The organism is Halomonas sp. Ps84H-12 (assembly GCF_024124725.1).
Taxonomy (GTDB): domain Bacteria; phylum Pseudomonadota; class Gammaproteobacteria; order Pseudomonadales; family Halomonadaceae; genus Vreelandella; species Vreelandella aquamarina.
Window position 1 is genome coordinate 89,219 of record NZ_JAMXSJ010000002.1, and the last position, 21,387, is coordinate 110,605.

19 protein-coding genes are annotated in these 21,387 nt (G+C 56.7%); 7 read left to right on the forward strand and 12 right to left on the reverse strand.

The features are described from left to right. Positions 1 to 35 precede the first annotated feature (35 nt). A complete protein-coding gene (locus NH344_RS01460; protein WP_044628969.1) occupies positions 36 to 1,424 on the reverse strand; it encodes a PLP-dependent aminotransferase family protein in 1,389 nt (462 codons plus the stop codon). A 176-nt stretch (positions 1,425 to 1,600) separates the two neighbouring features. On the opposite strand from NH344_RS01460, the gene NH344_RS01465 reads away from it, so the two are divergent. After that, positions 1,601 to 2,755: an MFS transporter gene (locus NH344_RS01465; RefSeq protein WP_044628970.1), complete on the forward strand. Its 1,155-nt coding sequence runs from the start codon at positions 1,601 to 1,603 to the stop codon at positions 2,753 to 2,755. Between the two features lie 4 nt (positions 2,756 to 2,759). Here NH344_RS01465 and NH344_RS01470 read toward each other — a convergent pair whose 3' ends face one another. The 4 genes from NH344_RS01470 to NH344_RS01485 form a co-directional block, all read right to left on the reverse strand. After that, a complete protein-coding gene (locus tag NH344_RS01470) occupies positions 2,760 to 3,716 on the reverse strand; it encodes a cation diffusion facilitator family transporter (RefSeq protein WP_054641359.1) in 957 nt (318 codons plus the stop codon). Between the two features lie 132 nt (positions 3,717 to 3,848). Beyond that, positions 3,849 to 4,223 (reverse strand): nitrite reductase small subunit NirD, encoded by a 375-nt coding sequence (gene nirD, locus NH344_RS01475; RefSeq protein WP_044628971.1) that lies wholly within the window; start codon positions 4,221 to 4,223, stop codon positions 3,849 to 3,851. 28 nt (positions 4,224 to 4,251) lie between these two features. Then, a complete protein-coding gene (gene nirB, locus NH344_RS01480; protein WP_253027432.1) occupies positions 4,252 to 6,777 on the reverse strand; it encodes a nitrite reductase large subunit NirB in 2,526 nt (841 codons plus the stop codon). 17 nt (positions 6,778 to 6,794) lie between these two features. Beyond that, positions 6,795 to 8,114: an FAD-dependent oxidoreductase gene (locus NH344_RS01485; protein ID WP_044628972.1), complete on the reverse strand. Its 1,320-nt coding sequence runs from the start codon at positions 8,112 to 8,114 to the stop codon at positions 6,795 to 6,797. 634 nt (positions 8,115 to 8,748) lie between these two features. Between NH344_RS01485 and NH344_RS01490 the strand changes: the two genes are divergently transcribed. The 3 genes from NH344_RS01490 (at position 8,749) to arfA (ending at position 12,774) form a co-directional block, all read left to right on the forward strand. Continuing rightward, on the forward strand, positions 8,749 to 11,472 hold the full coding sequence (locus tag NH344_RS01490) for a nitrate reductase (protein ID WP_253027433.1): 2,724 nt from the start codon (positions 8,749 to 8,751) through the stop codon (positions 11,470 to 11,472). Next, a complete protein-coding gene (gene cobA, locus NH344_RS01495) occupies positions 11,432 to 12,328 on the forward strand; it encodes a uroporphyrinogen-III C-methyltransferase (RefSeq protein WP_253027434.1) in 897 nt (298 codons plus the stop codon). The genes NH344_RS01490 and cobA overlap by 41 nt, the downstream gene beginning before the upstream one ends. A gap of 296 nt (positions 12,329 to 12,624) precedes the next feature. Further along, complete coding sequence (arfA, locus tag NH344_RS01500) at positions 12,625 to 12,774, forward strand: alternative ribosome rescue factor ArfA (protein WP_074210948.1); 150 nt, start codon at positions 12,625 to 12,627, stop codon at positions 12,772 to 12,774. A gap of 335 nt (positions 12,775 to 13,109) precedes the next feature. Here the strand turns inward: arfA and NH344_RS01505 are convergent, their stop codons facing one another. Both NH344_RS01505 and NH344_RS01510 read right to left on the reverse strand, forming a co-directional pair. Further along, entirely contained in the window at positions 13,110 to 13,640 is a 531-nt protein-coding gene (locus NH344_RS01505; RefSeq protein WP_172415982.1) for a chromate transporter, read from the reverse strand. Then, positions 13,637 to 14,194 carry a chromate transporter gene (locus NH344_RS01510; RefSeq protein ID WP_089676101.1) on the reverse strand — a complete coding sequence of 186 codons (558 nt, stop codon included), beginning with the start codon at positions 14,192 to 14,194 and terminating at the stop codon, positions 13,637 to 13,639. Before NH344_RS01510 ends, NH344_RS01505 begins: the two co-directional genes overlap by 4 nt. Before the next feature lie 189 nt (positions 14,195 to 14,383). Here NH344_RS01510 and NH344_RS01515 point away from each other — a divergent pair, with 189 nt between their 5' ends. Further along, positions 14,384 to 15,052: an FCD domain-containing protein gene (locus tag NH344_RS01515; RefSeq protein WP_089676102.1), complete on the forward strand. Its 669-nt coding sequence runs from the start codon at positions 14,384 to 14,386 to the stop codon at positions 15,050 to 15,052. Positions 15,053 to 15,142: 90 nt separating this feature from the next. Next, on the forward strand, positions 15,143 to 15,700 hold the full coding sequence (locus tag NH344_RS01520) for a DUF1415 domain-containing protein (protein WP_137094239.1): 558 nt from the start codon (positions 15,143 to 15,145) through the stop codon (positions 15,698 to 15,700). 115 nt (positions 15,701 to 15,815) lie between these two features. Here NH344_RS01520 and NH344_RS01525 read toward each other — a convergent pair whose 3' ends face one another. Further along, positions 15,816 to 16,310 (reverse strand): GNAT family N-acetyltransferase, encoded by a 495-nt coding sequence (locus NH344_RS01525; protein WP_137094241.1) that lies wholly within the window; start codon positions 16,308 to 16,310, stop codon positions 15,816 to 15,818. Between the two features lie 302 nt (positions 16,311 to 16,612). On the opposite strand from NH344_RS01525, the gene NH344_RS01530 reads away from it, so the two are divergent. Continuing rightward, the gene (locus NH344_RS01530; RefSeq protein ID WP_233420299.1) at positions 16,613 to 16,789 is read left to right on the forward strand and encodes a hypothetical protein; all 177 of its coding nucleotides are present in this window, start codon (positions 16,613 to 16,615) and stop codon (positions 16,787 to 16,789) included. 10 nt (positions 16,790 to 16,799) lie between these two features. On the opposite strand, the gene NH344_RS01535 is transcribed toward NH344_RS01530, so the two are convergent. The 4 genes from NH344_RS01535 to NH344_RS01550 form a co-directional block, all read right to left on the reverse strand. After that, positions 16,800 to 17,792, reverse strand: coding sequence for an LLM class flavin-dependent oxidoreductase (locus NH344_RS01535; RefSeq protein ID WP_253027435.1), 993 nt, complete (start codon positions 17,790 to 17,792; stop codon positions 16,800 to 16,802). A gap of 110 nt (positions 17,793 to 17,902) precedes the next feature. Then, a complete protein-coding gene (locus NH344_RS01540; RefSeq protein ID WP_044628981.1) occupies positions 17,903 to 18,589 on the reverse strand; it encodes an SDR family oxidoreductase in 687 nt (228 codons plus the stop codon). 89 nt (positions 18,590 to 18,678) lie between these two features. Beyond that, a complete protein-coding gene (locus tag NH344_RS01545) occupies positions 18,679 to 19,935 on the reverse strand; it encodes a nitrate regulatory protein (RefSeq protein ID WP_062361438.1) in 1,257 nt (418 codons plus the stop codon). Between the two features lie 79 nt (positions 19,936 to 20,014). Continuing rightward, positions 20,015 to 21,367 carry a NarK family nitrate/nitrite MFS transporter gene (locus tag NH344_RS01550; protein WP_058575935.1) on the reverse strand — a complete coding sequence of 451 codons (1,353 nt, stop codon included), beginning with the start codon at positions 21,365 to 21,367 and terminating at the stop codon, positions 20,015 to 20,017. Positions 21,368 to 21,387: the final 20 nt, after the last annotated feature.

Here is a 21,387-nt window from a genome sequence, read left to right on the forward strand (position 1 = left end):
TTTCGCTATCGCAAAAGGCCGCTTTTTTTAATCTGCTAACTCGCCAACTCAATAAACTCTTTGGCTCTAGGATCTTGTATGTAGGAGACGTTAATACGTATCCAGGGAGTGGGTTGATGATCCGCAAAGAACAGGTGGCCCGGTGACAGTGTCACTGAGCACCTCTCGGCCAGTTCAGTTAGCGCTTCAGGCGTCATATCGACCGGAGGTTTAGCCCACACAAACATTCCTCCAGCCGGTTCGGTATGGATCGCCCAGTTTGCCTTTTTAAGCATGTTTAGCGCCAACGCCATTTGGTAGGAAAGCTTGCCACGAAGCCGCTCGGCCAGCTTTCGGTAGCTGCCGTTCTGGAGCATCGTAGTGACCACTTGCTCTGCAAAGCGAGATGCGGAAATGCTGGTCAGCATCTTAATATCGACCAAGCGTTGTACCCGTGAAAGGGGGCAAGCTATAAACCCTACCCGCAGCGAAGAAGAGAGGCTTTTGGAGAAACTGCCCAGGTAGAACACACGATTCAAGCCGTCTAATGCAGCTAGGCGAGTCGTTGGTGCGTGCTGAAAATCCGCGTAGATATCATCCTCAACGATCTGAAAGTCGTGCTGTTGGGCGAGTTGCAGCACCCGATGAGCTACTGCTGGGGTAATCGTGCTACCGGTAGGGTTATGAAACACGCTGTTGATATAAAATAGTTTGGGCTGGAACTGAGCCAACAACGCTTCCAGACGCTCAATGTCTGGCCCATCTGCTAGCCGCGGTACGCCAACCACATGTATGCGTTGCAAGCGCAACAGGCCGAACAGATTGTAATAGCCTGGCGATTCTACGAAGACAACATCGCCGGGCTCAAGCAGCATTCGAACCAAAAGATCGAGTGAATGGCTACCACCGCCGGTCATGACTATTTGCTGGGCGTTGGCGTTAATCGCCAATGGGCGCAGGCGTTCCTGTATTAAATCACGTAAATCCTGCGGCCCTTGAGGAGTGCTGTACTCGAAAATTCCCGAACGGCTTTTACGTGCCACTTGGCGAATGGCGTGGGTTAGGTCGTCTCCCTCTCGCCAATCGCTTGGCAGCCAGCCGCACCCCAACTTGAGCGTGTGCTCATTAGCATTGAAAAGCCCCCACAGCCCGTTGGTGACCTCTTCCAGGCCGTTCGTGGCTGCTGGCTGTGATATTAGTGCTGCCGCGCTATCCGCGATGTAAAACCCTGAACCGGGCCGTGAGCGTACTAAGCCCGCAGCGACCAGTCGCTCGTAAGCTTCAATCACGGCATTACGGCTAATGTTATGGGTCGCCGCCAAGCGACGAATTGAGGGTAAACGGCGGCCTCCGCCAGCACCATGTGCTGCGATCCAGGCGCGAGCACCCGTCTCAATCTGTTGGGCGATAGGGGTAGGGGAGTCGCGGTTAACCTTGAGCTTCATAGTGGACCCTGTGGCTCACAACGGTTCTCCACAGTCTTTCTTTAAAACTGTGCTGTAAAACTGTTCTCGAAAAGGGCGGAACAGTGTCTTGAAACTGGTTGCCAAGTGTATCTTACCGGTGATCGGCAAGCGTGGGAGCTTAGTGGTTCAAATATCTGCTTATTTAGGATAACGCTATGAACCGCGCTTTACCTCGAGCCACTGTCCGCAGTGCTGTTTATCTAGCCTTTGCGCTGTGCATGATTACCACAGCGGTTAATTTACAGGCTCCGCTCTACGATGCACTCGCTGCGCGCGACGGCTTGGGCGTTGGGGCGACAACGATCGCCTTTGCCTGCTACGTAGTGGGTGTCTTGCCGGTTCTGCTGGGTTTAAACGGACTGGCAGATCGAGTGGGGTGCAAGCCATTAATCATGGCCGCGCTACTGCTAAGTCTAATGGCGACTGCAACGACCTTAATAGCCCCCAGTTTGGTGGCACTAGGAGTAGCCCGCTTTCTACTGGGCATCAGCATGGGGCTGACGTCGGCAGTCGCGCCTGCTTATATGCAACTGCTCGTGAGCCGGGAGGATAACCGTGTTGCCACCAACTACGTAACGGCCAGCACCTCGCTGGGTTTTGGTCTGGGAGCCGCGGTCACTAGCCTGTTTCTCTTCCATACCACCAGCATGTCGCCCCCCAGTTTATGGATTTATATGGCTGCCGCGACGCTGGCGCTTATGGCGGTTTCTACTCTGGGGGATACCCCACCGAGTGCCAATAAACGCTCTTTGCTGCGTTTGCCAAGCTTCCCCCGGGGTACTTTCGCCTTCGGGCTAGCCATTTTACTGGCATGGGCAACAGTAGGGTTAGTGATTGCGATACTCCCTTCCGCCCTGCAGCGCCACGGTTTATCTGTCTGGAGCGGATTCGCCACGTTTGGTATTTGCAGTTGCGGTGTGCTGTTTCAGCCTTGGGCAAGAAAGTTGACACCACGCAGTGCAACGCTACTGGGGCTGGCCATTTTGCCAATGGCCTATACGCTAATCGCCTGGGGTGCTGTTCAAGGCTATCTATCGGCAGTGCTGGTGGGAACGGTTGCCGCCAGCAGCGCTTGCTACGGGTTTATCTACCTGGGTGGGTTGAGTGGCGTGTTAGCAGCGGGCGAGGCTGCTGTTTCTCAGGCCAGCGCCGGTTACTTTTTGATGGCATATATTGGTTTCAGTCTCCCGGTGATCATGACCGGATTACTCATTGATGCAGTCGGTCATGTTCTGGCGTTGTCTCTGTTTGGATTAGCCCTCTTGGGCGGTGTGATGATAACGGCGCTGTTGCTGCGCCGCTCGCTGTAGTCCGTTAAGCATTATTAGTTGGCGAGGAGGCGTGTGTATCCACCAGCAGCCCACAAGAGGGCGCTGCCCAGCGGTTGTCAGCGGTGAACACCACGTCGCACACCACGGGCGAGTAGTAGCGACGCACTTCTTCATCGATGCGCTGACGCAGCGCGTCCTGGTTCGCCAGGGTCGCTTCGGGCAGATCCTTGGGGAGTACCACGTGGACGATGACGTAGAGTAGGCGGCCGGGTCGCACCATACGCACGCGCACTTCCAGGGTATCGATATCGGCAAGGCCACGGGCAACGGCTTGGCGCACTGGTTCAGCGACGGCTTCTTCCGGAGTTTTGTTGAGCAGCTCTCTTAGCGCTTGCGATGCCATGCGCACGGGCACTCCCAGGCAGAGCACCACCACTGCAATCACCAATACGGAATCCACATAGGGCAACACCGCTCGCCAGCCGAGATGCTCAAACAGCATCACTAGGCAAAAAGCCGCCAGTACGGCTCCTGAAATCACACTATTGACCAGCCAGTTGAATTTGTCGGCGGCCACCAAGGGGCTACTGACATGGCGTTGACTACGCTGCATGACCCAGGCAGTGAGCGAGCAGGCGGCGGTCGCGAACAGCGCATAAATCACCGCAAGCCCTGCGGAAATTTCTCGCCCACCGGTAAGCAGTGCGGCCACGGCATCCACCAGTGCGAAGATCGATACCCCAAAAATCAGCAAACCTTTGCATAAATTAACCAACGACTCGAAGTAGCTGTAGCCAAAGGGGTACGACTCGCTATCTGGGCGGCTGGCAAGCTTGCTGACCTTGATGGTCACCAGCGCTACGCTAAAGTAGATAAGATTGAACAAGCCATCCAATAGGATGGCCTGGGAGTTCGAGGCCAAGGTGGCCACGATACCGGCACAGCCAATGAGCAGCGCCATGAAGGCGGAAAAGGCTAACGTACTGGATTCTGTCTTCACGAACGTATGGCTCCCATGCCTAGCGAATCAAGAGGCTGGGAAGCATAGCAACATCAAGGTGGGAAATGTCAGTGGTTTATACCACAGTAAAATAACGCCGCTTGGCGGCGGCGCTATTTACTGGTGAGTCTATTAGCCCTCAATCCATACTTCATCGCCCTTAAAACCCACGCGCCAGACGCGTAGCTGTTGGCTGTCGTCCTCCAGGCACTGCCCATCTTCCAAGCGGAAGTGCTGTTTGTAGATCGGAGAGGCCACCGCGGGGCTGCCCTTGATATCGCCGACGATGCCACGGGCAATCACATAAGCCTTCGAGAAAGGATCGAAGTGGTCCAGGGCATAGAGTTCTTGCGCGTGGCCGGGCAAATAGAACAGCGCCACTTGGGCGGGGCCTTCCGGTGTGCTCAGCCATGCGGCAACGCCGGAAAAGGCCACGAGGTCTGCTCTGGTGCAGAGCGGCTGCCAAGTGTCGTTGTGGTTCGATAGTTTGAGTGCGGTGGCGGTCATGGTCGTCCTCGATTCGGTGGTCACTGGGTTAAGCAGGGCGTAGCTGGCCGCGCTCGGAGGTCATGATGATGGAAGGGTCGGGCCGTGCATCGTTCACGAAGTTTCTAAAACGCTTGAGCTTTTCCGGGTCGCTGATGGCGTTGGCCCACTCGCACTGGTAGCTATCCACCACATGCTGCATTTGGCGCTCCAGCTCATCGTTGATACCCAGGCTGTCTTCCAGAATCACCTCCTTCAGGTAGTCCAGGCCGCCTTCCAGGTTTTCCCGCCATACCGAGGTGCGCTGCAAGCGGTCGGCGGTGCGTACGTAGAACATCAAAAAGCGGTCGATGGTGCGGTAGAGTTGCTCGTCATCTAAATCGGTGGCGAAGAGTTCCGCATGGCGGGGGCGCATGCCGCCGTTGCCGCACACGTAGAGGTTCCAGCCGTTTTCGGTGGCGATAATGCCAATGTCTTTGCTCTGCGCTTCGGCGCACTCCCGGGTACAGCCGGAAACTCCGAACTTGATCTTGTGCGGTGCGCGCAGGCCCTTGTAACGGTTCTCTAACTGAATCGCCATGCCCACGCTGTCCTGTACGCCGTAGCGGCACCAGGTACTGCCGACGCAAGATTTCACGGTGCGCAGCGACTTGCCGTAGGCGTGGCCGGTCTCAAAGCCTGCTTCAATCAGTTCGCCCCAAATGGCCGGCAGGTCTTCCAGCCGTGCGCCGAACAGGTCGATGCGCTGGCCGCCGGTAATCTTGGTGTAGAGCTGGTACTTCTGGGCCACTTGCCCCAGCACCACCAGCTTGTCAGGGGTAATTTCACCGCCCGCAATGCGCGGCACCACCGAGTAGGTGCCGTTTTTCTGCATATTGGCCATGAAGGTGTCGTTGGTGTCCTGCAGCGGCACGTGGGCGGCATCGGTAATTGGTTCGTTGAAGCAGGAGGCGAGAATCGAGGCCACCGCCGGTTTGCAGATATCGCAGCCCAGGCGATGCGTCTCGGCATTGCCGTGCTTCTCCATTAGCTCGCTAAATGTCTTGATGCCTTCGACACGTACGATGTCGTAAAGCCCTTGGCGGGTATGGGCGAAGTGCTCGCAGATCGATTTATCCACTTCGACGCCACGGGCTTCCAATTCGTGATCCACCACGCTTTTGAGCAGCGCCGCGCAGCCGCCGCAGCCGGTGCTGGCTTTGGTGGCGCCTTTAACGCTGCCAAGGTCAGCCGCGCCCGCGTCGATGGCACTGCAGATGCTGCCTTTGGTCACATTGTGGCAGGAGCAGATCATCGCCGTTTCCGGCAAGGCATCCGGCCCCAGCGCCGGTGCAGCACCGCTTTGTTGCGGCAGAATGAGCGATGCGGGTTCCTTAGGCAGCTCGATGCCGTTGGCGTAGTACTGCAACAGCGTGTCATACACACTGTTATCGCCCACCAGCATGGCCCCCAGCAGCTTCTTACCGTCGCTGGTGACGACCAGTTTGCGGTAGACCTGAGTGAGCGGGTCGAGGTAGCGGAACATGCGGGCGCCAGGATTTTGATTGCCGTGGGCATCGCCAATAGAGCCGACATCCACGCCCAACAGTTTTAGTTTGGTGCTCATATCGGCACCGCTAAAACAAATATCGCCCCCCGTCAGCGTGGCGACGGCCGTTTTGGCCATTTGGTAGCCAGGCGCCACGAGGCCGAAGATACTCTGATTCCACAGCGCTACTTCGCCGATGGCGAGGATGTTCGGGTCGCTGGTGCGACACTGGTCGTCGATCACCACGCCGCCGCGCTCGCCGATGCTCAAGCCGCACTCTCGGGCGAGCGTATCCTGGGGGCGAATACCGGCGGAAAAGACGATCAGGTCGGTTTCTAGCACTTTGTCGTCTTGGAAGACCATCCGCAGGCGGCTGTTGTCGCCGGGTTCAATACGCTGTGTGGCCCGCTCGGTGAGTACCTGAACGCCCAGGGCTTCGATTTTCTCTTTCAGCAGCTCGCCGCCTTCGCTATCTACCTGCATGGGCATCAGTCGTGGGGCGAACTCCACCACAGCGGTGTCCAGGTTCAGTCCGCGCAGCGCGTTGGCGGCTTCCAAACCGAGCAAGCCGCCACCCACGACCACGCCGTTGGTGGCGTTTTTGGCCGCTGCCTGAATGGCATCCAAGTCATCCAGGGTGCGGTAAACCAAGCAGCCTTCGCTGTCGTTGCCGGGAATGGGCGGCACAAAGGGAAAGGAGCCGGTGGCCAGCACGAGCTGGTCATACGCGTAGTGGCCCTGTTCGGTCACCACCAGTTGCTGTTCGCGGTCAATCGCGGTGACCGCTTCGCCGCTGCGTAGTTGAATGCCGTGGGTGTGGTAGTAATCGGCGTTGCACAGTGCCAGTGACTCCGCATCGCGGCCGCTAAAGTACTCGGATAAGTGCACGCGATCATAGGCGCGGTGGCGCTCTTCGCCAAACATCGTCACCTCAAACTCCGCCAGCGCGCCGCTTTCTACGAGCTGCTCGGCAAAATGGTGGCCGACCATGCCGTTGCCTACAATGATCAACTTTTGCGTGTTGGAAGACGTGGTTGGAGTAGACATTGTGTGATTCACCATAGCTAAGCCGCCTCACGGGTGAGAGATAAAGGGGATGACAGGGTGTCGAGAGGGTTATCGAAATGGTTGTCGAGCGCTGTTTGGGCATCGGTTGCGCCAAACAGCAACAGGTGGCGGCACGCGGTGAGATCGGTCGCGGCCAGCGCCTGCTCGAAATACCAGGGGCCGTGGCGGGTATCGCCATACAGCACCGCGCCGATAAGGCGGCCTTGATGGAGCAGCAGGCGGCAGTAGTCGCCGGTTTCCGGGTCTTGGTAACGAAGCTCTTCGTGCTTAGCGGCGGCCTCGGTGGGGCCAAAGGCAAACAGGCTGACACCGCTGACCTTGAGTTTGGTGGCCGTGGGGGCTTCTTGATACGCCGCTGGCGTTTCACCACACAGCACGGCAGCCAGCACCTCCACCTGCCGCCAAATGGGTTCCACCAGCCCGTAAGTGTGCTGCTCGAACTGGCAGCATTCGCCCAGCGCATAAATGTGGTCGTCTGAGGTGGTGAGGTGCCCATCCACCACAATGGCGCGGTCGAACATAAGCCCGCTTTGCTGGCCTAGCTCCGCATTGGGGGTAATACCCGCCGCGACAATCACGCTGTCGGCAGCTAGCTTCCGGCCATCGCTTAGTGTGACCGACTGCACCTGCCCGTGGCCGTTACCCTCCAAGGCAGCAAGCGATGCGCCGGTTTCAATGATGATGCCACGCTCGCGCAGCGTGGCTTCCAGCAATTGGGCGGCGGTGGTGTCTAGCTGGCGGTTCATCAACCGCTCGCTGCGCTGTAAAACGCTGACGGTGAGCGCGCTACCGCCGCGTTTGCGCAGCCCTTCAGCGGCTTCCAATCCAAGTAAGCCGCCGCCAATCACCACGGCGTTGCCGCCTTGCTGAGCAATAGCTTCTAAGGCGTCGGCATCGCGCAGGTCACGAAACGTATGAACACCGTCAAGCGTGATGCCAGGCACCGCTGGCAGCGTGGGGCGCGAGCCAGTGGCCATCACTAATCGGTCATAGCTTAAGATGTCGCCGCGATGCGTGAGGAGCAGGCGGCGTTCGCGGTCGATGGAGGTCACGCGGTCGCCAAGCGTCAGTGTGATGTTGTTATCGGCGTACCAGGAGGCGTCTTGCAGAGTGAGCGCCTCGGGCGCCAGTTCGCCCGCCAGTAAAGGAGAGAGCAAAATGCGGTTATAGGCAGGTACCGGCTCCTCACCCACCACTGTGATACGGCGGGGGCGCTGCGGATGGTTAACCAGCGCTTCAAGTAGTCGGTGGCAAGCCATGCCGTTACCGATAATGACGAGGTGTTCGTTCGGTGAGCACCGGGAAGCGGTTTCCATAGGTAGCTCCTGTGGTTGAAGCATAATGTTCAGCAAATAAAAAAACGCCCCTGACACAGCCCTTTCAAGAAGGGAGTATCAGGGGCGTCGTTGCCCGTTAGCGTCGTTGATAACGCGCAGCAACCGCCGTTGGCTGCCGAGCTGTCTTATCTTATGGTGAGCAAAAAGCCCGCCAGCTTTTGCCGTCGGTGGATTTAATTCAGCCTAATCAGGGTATTAAGCGTTTTTGAGGAGGCGGCAGGCCGCTCATGGTTAGCTAGGTTTGCCCCACTTTGGTGCTTAAGCGGCGGTTAATGCACTCTCTTCAGCCGCTTATTCGACAAAGAGCATTCCTTTGGCGAGTAGTAGAAATGCAGGCTGCGTTTATAAATTATTGTTTATTAATTATTTTAATGGTTTTAGCGCAGCGTGGGCGCAGGGTTTGCAGTTATTCCAGTAACAAGCAACAACGGCTCAGTGCAGGGTCTTTGCCCATAACGATCACAACGACTAATCGCGTCGAATAACGCTAAACGCAGCAAACCACTGATGAGTACGGCACGTGACGTGCCCCTGTGACAACGGCGTCCAGGCAAGCCTCTTGAGAGAGGCTGGCTTGGGCGCTTTTTGCTTTTTAGCGCCGGAGGAAACTGCCATGCCACAGGCCAATCGGCTCGCCCGAACCACCTGCCCCTACTGCGGCGTCGGCTGCGGCGTGACTGCAACGCTTGAAAGCGGCCAGCTCATTGCCGTCGAGGGGGACCGCGAGCACCCAGCCAACTACGGCCGCCTATGTGTGAAAGGCACCGCGCTGCACGAAACGCTCGGCGCACAGGGGCGCTTGCTGATGCCCCGCGTGGATGGACAGGAGGTCTCCTGGGAGCAAGCACTCACCGCCACCGCCGAACGCTTGCAGGCCCAGCGCACTGCCCATGGCCCGCAGACGGTGGCGGCGTACTTATCAGGCCAGCTGCTGACCGAAGATTATTACGTCGCCAACAAGCTGTTCAAAGGTTTCTTGGGCACTCCGCACCTGGATACCAACTCGCGGCTCTGCATGGCGTCCGCCGTGGCGGGCTACAAGCGCGCCTTTGGGGCCGATGCGGTACCCTGCAGTTATGAAGACCTCGAAGAGGCGGAGCTGGTGGTGCTGGTGGGGTCCAACCTTGCCTGGAATCATCCGGTGCTCTATCAGCGTTTGAAGATAGCCAAAGAGCGCAACCCGTTGATGCGGGTCGTGGTGATCGACCCCCGCGTGACCGACACCTGTGAGATCGCTGATCTCTACCTGGGCATTCGTCCAGGCAGCGATGCTTACCTGTTTAACGGGCTGTTGGCGTGGATGGACGCCCACAATCGTTTGGATAGCGTGTACCTAGAACGCCACACCGAAGGGCTGGAAGATGCGCTGAACGCCGCTCAGCAGAATTCAGGCAGCGTAGAAGCCGTCGCCCGCGAGTGTGATGTAGACCCCGAACGTTTAGAAACCTTCTACTACTGGTTTGCCAGCCAGCTACACGTGGTCACTCTCTACTCCCAGGGGGTGAACCAATCCTCTAGCGGAACCGATAAGTGCAACGCGATTATCAACTGCCACTTGGCCGGCGGGAAAATTGGCCTGCCAGGGGCAGGGCCGTTTTCGATTACCGGCCAGCCCAACGCCATGGGCGGGCGAGAAGTGGGCGGGCTGGCCAATCAGCTAGCGGCGCATATGGATTACCACACGCCTGGCGCTCGCGAGTTAGTCAGCCGCTTTTGGGCTACTGAGCATTTAGCCCCGGCACTGCCTGACGCCCCGGGTTACAAAGCGGTAGAGCTCTTTGATGCCATCGAGCGTGGCGAGATTACCGCCCTGTGGGTGATGGCGACCAATCCGGCGGTGAGCATGCCGGATGGGGAGAAAGTGCGCAGCGCGCTGGCAAAATGCCCGCTGGTGATCGTTTCGGAGTGCGTCGCCAATACTGACCTGCTGCCCTTTGCGGATATCGTGCTGCCCGCGTCGGGTTGGTCGGAGAAGGATGGCACGGTGACCAACTCAGAGCGGCGAATTTCCCGCCAGCGGGGGATGCTGCCTCCTCCTGGCGAAGCGAAGCACGACTGGTGGATACTCTGCGAAGTGGCTAAGCGGTTAGGTTTTAGTGAGGCGTTCAGCTATACCCACCCGTGGGAGATTTTCGATGAGCACGCACGCCTCTCTAGCTATGAGAATAGCGGCGAGACCCAGCGGCTGTTCGATATCTCAGGGCTGGTAGGCCTGGGCCAAGCGGCTTATGATGCGCTCGCACCGATCCAGTGGCCCGTGACTCAGCAGGCTCCTCGCGGCACGGCAAGGCTGTTTGAAGATGGCCGGTTTGCTACGGCGAATGGCCGAGCCAAACTGCTGCCGATTACGCCGCGACCACCGGCGCAGCCGCTGAGCGACGACTACCCGCTGCGCTTGAATACCGGTCGCGTGCGGGATCAGTGGCACACCATGACGCGTACCGCCCGTTCGCCGCGTTTGATGAACCACCGCGCCGAACCGTTCATCGAGCTGCACCCAGACGATGCTGCTCAGGCAGGCTTAACAGATCAAAGCTTGGCGACATTGACCGCTGCCGCCGGGGAGTACCGTGGGCGGGTGCGGGTTTCCAACGCCCAGCGCCGAGGCGAAGTCTTCGTGCCGATGCACTGGACCGACTGCTTTACCAAGCAGGGTCGCAGCGGTGCACTGATTAAAGGCTATACTGACCCGCTCTCCGGGCAGCCGGAAGCCAAGCAGGGGGCGGTGGCGGTGAGTAAACTCTCCATTGCTTGGCAGGCGACGCTGCTGCTAGCCAACGAGTTGGGTACGCAACCATCGCCCTGGTGTCGCAGCGACTACTGGGCGCGCATTCCGATGGCAAGCTGCACCCGTTGGCAGCTAGCGGATAGCCAGCCAGTTAAGGATTGGCTGGTGCAGGTGGAAGCGTGGTGCGGCATGCCTGTCTCTTTGTGGTGTGACGACCCGGCAACGGGTAGGCTGCGCGCAGCAGGAGTAGTGAACGGGCGGCTGCGCTGGTGGTTGATGGTGGGGCCACCCGACGAGCTGCCCGGGGTTGCCTGGCTTGAAGCGCGCTTCAATGACGCTACCCTGGAGACACAGCACCGTAGACGCCTGCTGGCCGGGTGCGATGATGGTGCTGTCGATACCGGCCCGGTGGTGTGCAGCTGCCACCAGGTTGGCCAAGCCAGCATTGTGAAAGCGATTCATGCGGGCGATACCAGCGTTGAAGCGTTAGGCGCACGACTGGCCTGCGGCACCCAGTGCGGCAGCTGCCTACCCGAACTAAAAGCGATACTTGAAGAGGAGCGGCCCCATGCGCGCGCTAAGCAAACAGCTAACACAGAAGTGGCCTGACGCGCTGTGGCGCTTGGGTCAGCGGGCGTGGGCGCCTTTTAGTCGCGACACCGCCGCTCGTTTACACCTGCCGTTAAGCGGTGAGTGCCAGCCGGGAACCGTCTATTTAGTCGGCGCAGGCAGCGGCGATGTCGAGCTGCTGACGTTAAAAGCCGCGCGGTTGCTAATGCAGGCAGACGCAGTAGTGTATGACCGCCTTGTCGGGGACGAGGTGTTAGGGCTCATTCCTCCGGGTGCCGAGCGCTACTATGTCGGCAAAGCCAGCGGCCACCACAGCATGCCTCAGGCAGAAATTGGTGCGCTGATCGTCTCCCTGGCCCAGTCAGGCAAATCGGTAGTGCGCTTGAAGGGCGGCGACCCTGGCGTGTTTGGGCGCATGGGCGAAGAGTTAGCGGCTCTGGCAGAGGCCGAGCTGCCCGCAGAGATTGTGCCGGGTATTACCGCCGCCTCCGCCGCAGCGGCGGGGATGGGAATTCCGCTTACTGATCGCGGCCACGCCCAGCAGGTGCGTTTTATTACGGCTCAGCTATGCCGGGAAGGCGGTATGCCGGACTGGGCATCGCTGGCGCGTCAAGACGAGACCCTGGTGTTCTACATGGGGCTCTCCAAAGTGGCCGCCATTTGCCATGGCCTGCGCCAAGCGGGCCTGCCCGATACGTGGCCTATCATGCTGGTGGCCAACGCCAGCCAGCCCGAGCAGCAGTCCCTGGTGGGCACGCTAGCCGATATGCCCGAACGCCTTGCCGCTCAGCCGCTGCCATCGCCCTGCCTCATTATGGTGGGGAGTGTGGTGAGCATGGTGGCCCACAGCCCCGCCGCTCGACTCTCTCAAACGCAGTGCTGGCAGCAGCATTGATAGCCGAGTCGTGTTCTTTTACTAAGCGTTTTAAACGCTGGGGTTGAAGTCTTCAAAGGCTCTCCCCATATTCGTTAACACGCTATCAAACGAGGCGGTGGAGAGGAGAGTCAGGAGTGCATGACGATGTCTCTAGGTGCGATGTTGGCCAGCAGCAGTACGGTCGGCCATTCGGTATCTCATGGGGCTTATTGAAAACTACCGTGCTGGCAGGAACCGATGGCGACGCGAATGTTCATAGGAGCGGAGGCTTCCACTGCCCGGTTAAGCGTCTCTTAATAAACCAGGAGTATTCTATGAAAAAGCACAAGGTTGGCGAAAACGCGCTCAAAGCGCAGTTACGTACCCCTATGTTCAAAATGCAGCAGCAAACGCCGAAGAAAGGGAAGGGCAGCTACTCTCGTAAAGGGCGTCATGCTCAAAGAGGGCATCGCCAAGCCGCTTGAACCAGCGTTTTGGCGATGCCTTCCCCAGGCATCGCTGCAGGCAATTTGCCAGTCTGCAGACTCTCATCAGCTTTTGGCCGACCGCTAGGTCGGCTTTTTTATGTCAATTGGCCGCTTGCTCCACAGTAGAGATACTGCACACTTCCATACGGTAGCCTGATTGGTACACGCTGCGTAGGCGCAGCACGTGCCGACCGTCCAGCTCTAACTTGCGTCGCAAACGGCTGACTGAGTATCCGTACGCGTCGACACATCGCCTTTGATCCCCCACACCAGCTTCAATAAGTGAGCGCGGCTTAACAACTCACCCACTTTAGTCAGTATTTTTATCCTTATTAAGAAATGAAGAGCCCTCCATAAACCAATGCGCCGATAACAACAAAGGCGGGATGGGTGTTAAAGCGCACAAGCGCAATCGCGGCCACGATACCGATAATCAGCGTGTGAAGGAGGCCGCTTGCCGCCATACTTTCTGTGAAAAAACCGAGGGTAAGCCACGCCATCATCATGGCAATCACTGGTCGTACCCATTGGCTCATGCGTTTAACGCGCGGGGAGTCGCGGTGGCTATATAAAAGCCCCAAAGCGCCAAGCATCAGCAGGAGTGAGGGAATGACCGTCGCGGCAACAGCCACAAATGCCCCGCCAATACCGGCAACTTCATAGCCCACATAGCCCGCCATTTTGGTGGCAATGGGGCTTGGCAGTGCGTTGCCGAGAGCAAGCGTTTCAGCAAAACCCTGCGAGGTCATCCAGCCGTAGCGGCCTACCACTTCTGCTTCAATGAGCGGAATAATGGCGGGGCCACCGCCATAACCAATAATGTTAGGAATAAAAAACGCTAAAAAGAGATCCCAGTAGATCATGCGGTGCCCTCCGCGCGTTTTTTACGGGATGGGCGTAGGAGGGCCGCCAGCAGAATGGCCCCAATCACCCAGCCGGGATGTACGCCTAGCCAATAAATCACCGCGCCTGCGATGACCGCCATAGCGATGCTGATTAGCCAGCCAAGGGCGGCTTTGGATTTATCGAAGAAGTCCCAGGTGAGCTGAGCCATCATGACCATGACTACCGGAATGACCGCTTGTCCCATACCGCGAATCCAGCCAACGTCGCGGTAGCGGCTAAAAATGCCTAACATCACAATCATGGCCACGATCATCGGTAGGATAACGGCAATGACGGCCGCCGCGCAGCCGCTGATGCCCGCTACCCGGTAGCCAATATAGCCGGGCATCTTGGTGGCAATGGGGCCGGGTAGGGTGTTGCCAATGGCGAGCACATCGGCAAACTCTTCATCGGTTAGCCACTGGTGGCGTGTCACGACTTCCGCGCGGACCAGCGGTATCATGGCAGGGCCGCCGCCAAAGCCGAAAATGCCGACGCGAAAAAACGCCCAAAAAAGTGCTGTTTGCTTCATACGCTCATTGCCCGCAGCGGTAGCATCACAGTAAAAAGCATCGAGATTGCCTATTTATCGTTTGTAGATTAAAAAATCGATTATTCTGTCTAAAATAGAATATAGGTGAGCCAGACAAGAGGCGTCAACACCTAGTCATGGAATCTCCGTTAACTGATGCCTTGCGTAGGTATGCAAAAGGACTCCGGTATGAACAAGCCAATGCAGCTTTCCTCCACGAAAGCATCTAGCTCTATCTATGATTTACTGCGCCGCGATTTGGTGGGGGGGCGCTTTAAAGCGGGTGAGAAACTCGCCATTAATACGCTCAAGGAGCAGTACCAGGTAGGGCTGAGTCCGCTGCGTGAAGCGCTTAATAAACTGGCGGCTTACGGCCTGCTGATCCAAGAGAATCAGCGTGGGTTCAGAGTGCCTAAGCTCTCACGTGAAGAATTAGACGATATTGCGCGACTGCGCACCGAGCTTGAAGGTATGGCGCTGGAGCGAGCTATTGCTCATGGCGATGCGGTATGGGAAGCAGACCTTTTGGCGGCGGCACATCGCCTAAAGCGTGCAGACATTACACTAGATAAAGGCGAAGAGTGGGAACGCCTGCATACGCATTTTCACCGTACCCTGGTGGCACCCTGTGGTTCAGTATGGCTGTTGCGCTTTATTGAACAATTGCACGACCAGTTCGACCGCTACCGTCGTTTAGGGCCGAAAATGCCGACAATCCGACAGGAACTGGATGAACAACACCATGAGCTGGTAGAACTAGCGCTTCAGCGCGACGCGACAGCCGCAAGAGCACTAATGGACGACCATATTCACAAATCTTATGAGGTTGCCTTGGCGCGTTATCAACAGCATGCCTAGCGTATTTGCGAGGGCTTATCTGTACACTGGCGTCCAATATGTGGCGATGCCACGCCTTTTAAAGAGCCATAAGGTGCAGGTGGAACGGGTATGACGCAAGCAGCAGATCAGCAGGTAGTGGACCAAACGCTGGCATGGGTGAGCCATTTTATTGTTGGACACAACATTTGCCCCTTTGCTAAACGTGAGCTGGATAGCAATACGATTCGTGTTGAAGTCGTGCGCTCGAAAAAAGTGGATGTGGCCCTTGAGGAGTTAGTGGCGGAGCTGGAGTGGCTCAACGAGCACCCTGAAGCAGAAACTACCCTGCTGGTGTTTCCGACACTTTTTAAAAGCTTCGACCACTACTTGGATTATGTAGAGCTTGCCGAGCAACTGCTAGTTGAGTTGGGCTACGAAGGTATTTACCAGCTAGCGACGTTTCACCCTGACTACTGTTTTGCCGATGCAGAGCCAGAGGCCGCAGCGAATTACTCAAACCGCTCGCCCTATGCCATGGTGCATTTGCTGCGCGAAGCCAGCGTTGAGAGAGCCATCGCCTTTTACGGCGACACGGCCGCTATCCCTGAACGAAATATCGCTTACTTAACAGCGTTAGGCAGCAAAACCGCTGAGGCGCAGCTGCAGCGATGCTACAACCTGCCTTAATTTGCATAGGGTGCCTAAATTAATTTTTATGTTTGCAGACCATTTTTAATGCAGCGTTGGAAGACCAGCAGACTAGCAACCTGCTGGCAGTAAGAAGAAAACCCTCTTAATAGCCTTATAACGACTTATGCATAACGTAAGTATCCACATAACCAAGCGATGAGTGGCAATAAGCGTTGGGCACCGTGCCAACAATGCTAAACCCCAGACGTTGCCATAAGGCCACGGCGACTTGGTTGCTGGCCACTACGGCGTTGAACTGCATGGCTATAAAACCATGTTGGCGCGCAGCTTGCTGTGAGTGTTCGCACATGGCTCGCGCAACCCCTTTACCTCGCGCGTGCGGCGTTACCATATAGCCGCAGTTACACACGTGGCTACCAGGGCCAGCGGCATTCGCTTTTAAGTAGTAACTACCTAGCAACTGCCCCTGTTCGTCTTTCACTGCAATACTGAGCAGTGGTGTTTTGCACCACAGTGAAAAAGCGTCGTCATAAGTGATGTTAGGATTTATCGCGTAGGTTTCTTCGGCAGCTACAATGGCCTGGAACGTGGGCCAAAATAGGGCGAACTCATCCGCACTCATTGGTGAAAATTGAAGGGTTTGCATGGGTCTTTTCTCGTTCATTAAGGCATAAGCTACGTTAGCATATTCTGATACGGCTCAGCGCAGTTGCATCGTTCCCCACCGAGTGGGCCATAAATTACAACGAGAGGGCTTGGCAATGACCATCGAGAGCGCACTGACCTGCTTTTTAGCTATCTTTGTGTTTGCCGTGACGTCTGGCCCAGGAATTTTTGCGTTACTAGCTAAGGGGATGTCGGCGGGTACGCGTCCGTGTATCCCGCTGGCGCTGGGTATGACGGTGAGCGATGTGATCTATCGATCTCACCGTGCTAAACCGGAGCGATATGTTTCTGGTGGTGGGCTTAACGCTGGTTGGGTTGATGATGGGCTTAATGCTGGTAGCATCGTTTGCTTCCTCTGCGCGGCGCTTTTTTCAATCGGCGCGCGCTCAGAAAGGCACCAACCGTACCGCAGGCTCGCTGATGGTAGCGGCAGGTGCTTTTCTCGTTGCGAAAGGGTGAGTAGAGCGGCTTAACGTATGGCTTGGGCAACAATCTCATAGCTGCGCAGCCGATCAGCGTGGCTATAAAAGTCGCTATTAATCATAAGTTCGTTAGCGCCGGTACGTGCTTGAAACTCTTCTAATTGCGCTTTTACTGTTTCCGGGCCGCCAATAATAGCCGCCCCCAAAAACTGCTCTACTTGAGCGCGCTCCATGGGGGACCAGTCTAACGTGTCGACGGGGGGCAGTGACTGGGTCGGTTTACCACGAATCAAGTTTAAGAATTTTTGCTGAGCAGTGGTGGCCAAGTAGTGCGCCATCTCGTCACTTTCCGCCGCCATGACAGGCAGGCCCACCATCGCATAAGGTGCCTCTAAATGCTTAGATGGCCGGAAATTATCCCGGTATAGGCGCAATGCTTCAAAGAGATAGCCCGGCGCAAACTGCGCAGCAAAGGCGAAGGGTAGGCCGAGCTTTGCCGCGAGCTGTGCGCTGTAACCGCTGGAGCCCAGTAGCCAGATGGGGACATGGGTGCCTTGGCCTGGAACGGCTTTAACGGTTTGGCGAGGGTCCGCATCGTCTAAATAACGGCGCAGCTCTTCAAGTCGCTCTGGAAAATCATCAACTCCTGCATGGGCGTGGCGGCGCATAGCCCGCATGGTGGCACCATCTGAGCCAGGCGCGCGGCCCAGGCCAAGGTCAATTCGCCCTGGGTAGAGGGTTTCCAGAGTGCCAAACTGCTCGGCAATCACTAACGGTGGGTGGTTAGGCAGCATAATACCCCCGCTACCCACGCGAATGGTAGATGTTTGCCCCGCCACATGGCCAATCAGTACGGCGGTGGCCGCACTGGCAATCCCTGCAATGTTGTGGTGTTCGGCTAACCAGTAGCGCTGATAGCCCAAAGACTCCGTATGCTGGGCTAAAGAGACGCTATCACGAAACGTTTCAGCAGCGTTGCCGCCTTGGCGGATGGGCGCTAGGTCAAGAACAGAGAGTGCGGTTGAGGCAAGTTGGCTCATAAGTCACCTAATAAACATGCATGGTCGGCGGGCCAAGTTGTTAGCACGCTTCATAATGCTATGTTTATGCGGGCAGCAACGAGCAAAAACAAGGCGTCAAGCGAGCAGAGTTACTCTCGGGGCGGTGTGGGTCGCACTAGGATTTCATTAACGTCAACATGGGGTGGTTGCGACAGAGCATAGATCACCGCATTGGCGATATCGCGGTCTGCTAGCGCGTACTCGGGTGGTTCATCAAAGAAGGGAGTATCGACCATGCCGGGCTCAATCAGCGTCACCCGCATGCCGGTGCCGCGTAACTCCTCGCGCAGATTATAACCAATACCCGTTACTGCCCACTTAGTGGCGCTATACATGGAGCCTGGGATGGTGGTGCGGCCTGCGGCAGAGCCGGTTAAAAGAATATGACCCTGGCGGCGTTTTAGCTCTGGCAAGCAGGCTTGCAGCGTAAGGCCAACGCCGTAGATATTGGTGAGAATCATCTCCCGCCAAGCAACATGATCGGCGCTGCTAAACCCACCCGGTGAGCCACCGCGACCTGCATTGGCGAATACTGCATCAATGTGGCCGAAGGTTTCAATCGCCTGTTCAACCATAGCTTGCTGCTGGCTTAAGTCGGTGACATCAACTTCGCAGGTGAGTACGTTCTCTGGACCAAGCTCTTGAGCAAGCGATGTCAGCTTATCGGCTGAACGAGCGGCAAGTACCAACTGGTAGCCTTCACGAGCCGCTGCACGAGCGGTGGCCGCACCAATGCCGCTGGAAGCGCCGGTAATTAACAGTACGCGGTCATGCATCGCTTACTCTCCTTGCTCATTAAACTGGGTGAGCTTTCAGCATGGCTAAAACCTAATCAGGTTGCAAATCGGGCTCAGCGCTGCTGTTTTTACTCTTTACGTTGCAGCATGGCAGAGAGGTCAAGAATCGACTGTGCCATATCCGCCATGCTTTTGCTTTGGTCCATTGAGGTTTTTCGCAGAAAGCGGTAGGCCTCCTCTTCACTCATGGACTGGTGCGCCATGATTAATCCTTTTGCCCGCTCGATTAGCTTGCGTTCACGGAGAGCCTTGCGGGTATTCTCCAGCTCGTCGCTTAGCCCCTGTAAGCGGCTGGATTGAGCATGAGTGAGCTCCAGTAGTGAGCGGCTAAGCGGAGAGTTGAGGGCGTTGGCGGTTAGGTCTCCAAGCGGCTGAGTAGAGTGAAGGGCTAGTAACTGTTCACAGGGCGCAGGCAGCGGTCTGTCAGGCTTCGCCTTCGTCTGTTCTAGCTCTGCTTGGGCCTGGACAATTTTATGATGGCAAAGGGCCGTTAATTGGGTATTCAGGGTGTCTTCAACCGTTTTAATCGTATCAATACGCAGGGTGGTGAGCTCGTACCAGGTTTCACCTAACGTATTGCCTGATGCCGTTTGGTGGTGAGAGCGCTGGCAAGCAATATCTCGCAACTGACAAATGTCCGCCAGTGTTCTAGGAGAGAGGGATTGTTGCCAAGTCCCCAGAGCCTCTGGGGTGGCAAATTCTACAAAGGTGTCAAAGCAGCGCTGTTGGGCGTCAACCAACTGGTTCAGCAGCGTACGGTGGGCATTGTCGAAATGACCGAGAGTAAAACCAAAGGCGCCGCAGGCGCGCTCTTGCCCCGCCAGCTCTTTACCCTGCATAAGATGAAAAATAGCGACCAGGGCACGGGTAATGTCTGGGTCGACCGCTGTGTCGGCCGCTTCAAAAACAATCGCTAAGAGATTGCTAATGAGATGGTTAAACGCTTGAGTTGCTGCATCTGGCGATATGTTGAAGGTCTCAATTGCATGCCGTAATACATCTAGTTCATCCAGTGACAGCCAGACGGCAGCAATGCGGCGTAATAAGCGCGCTGTCGCCTGTGGCCGTGATTCCTGGCTAAGCGCTTCGAGACGCTGACGCATCGAGGCTTCCGCCGCTTGACTATGCTGCAGGTAAGTGGCTCGTCGAGTTTTAAAACGCTTGCCTTTTGAGGCTAAGTAAATCGTCGAGGCTCCTCGCTCGCGTTGAAGCACATGAATAAACTGGCTGACATCGCTGACGATATCTGCTGTGGTTGCTAGGTGGTTAAGGTTATCAATGTCGCAGCGCAGGGCGGTTAAGAGTAGCTGTTGGGCAGAAGACATGTTGATTTCCTTATTACTCGCCGCCTAAAGGTAAAAAGCCCCCACAGCGATGCGTATGCAGGGGCGGTGTTAATTAATATTAACGCAATGACAGTGCGCCTGCTCCTGTGTCTTTGCCTACCGCATCACGATAGGCGCTGGCTTCTTCTGCTTCGGTGGCATCACTAAAGCGAACGACCAGTACGCAGGAGGCAAGTACCAATACGGTTAAGCCGAGGTAAAAGAGGCCTTGCTGGTAGCTGAGGCTTTCGCTACGGAATAGAAACGCTGCCGATACAGCGCCCACGTTACCGCCTGCACCGACGATACCGGCCACTGCGCCTAAGGCTTTTTTATTGATAAAGGGCACCACACCAAAGGTGGCGCCTTCCGCCATCTGCACGAACAGGCTAAATACCAGCATGATGCCAATCGCCAAGCTGAGTACATGCATTTGCGAGAAGGCGACGAGAGCGATTCCTTCGCATACTAGTGCGATAAAGAGCCAGCGGACGCGTCCTTTTAGCCCACCCTGTTTAGCGAATAGGTCGGAAAAAACTCCGCCAAGGGTACGAGCAAAAATGTTCATTAAGCCGAACAGGCCTGCGATTAAGCCGGCGGTTGCCAGGGTAAGATCGAATTTATCGAAGAAGTAGATTGCCGCGATATTGTTGATGGTCAGCTCGACCCCAAAACAGAGCCCGTACACTACAAACAGCGCCCAAACGCGGATATCCTTTGCCGCCGCTAAAAAGCTCTGGGCTGCGCCATGCTCTCCGGTGGCTGGAGGTAGCTCACCGCGGGCGCGCAGCTCGCTGAAGTTGCCATCTGGGGCATCTTGAGTGAACAGCCAGTAAGCGATACCGGTAAAAAATAGCACTACGCCAGGCACGACCATGGCCAGACGCCAGCCGAGCGCCTCATTAACGCCTAGCATCAGCATGCCCGCAAAAATCAACGGCATAACAATTTGTGTGGTGCCGCCGCCTAGGTTGCCCCAACCTGCGCTCGTGGCATTAGCTGTGCCAACCACATTGGGCGCAAACATCATGGTGGTGTGGTACTGGGTAATCACAAACGAAGCGCCGATAGCGCCAATCGCTAGGCGGGCCAGCAAAAACGTTTCAAAACTGTTAGCCAGACCAATACCCATAACCGGAATGGACCCGAGCATCAGTAGGCCTGTGTAGGTTTTACGTGGCCCAATACGATCACACAGCACGCCAATCAACAGGCGCACCACCACGGTGATCGCCACCGAGGCAATAATGGTATTGCCGATTTGGGTTTGGGTGAGCGATAGATCCTCGCGAACCACCGCCATCAGCGGCGCAATGCCGAACCAGCCGAAAAAGCAGATATGAAATGCGAACCAGGAGAGGTGAAACGCGCGCATTTGCGGTGTTGAGAAGTTCAACAGTCGAATGCGGTTGGCTTTATTGCGAATGTCCATGGATGGCCTCACAGAGCATA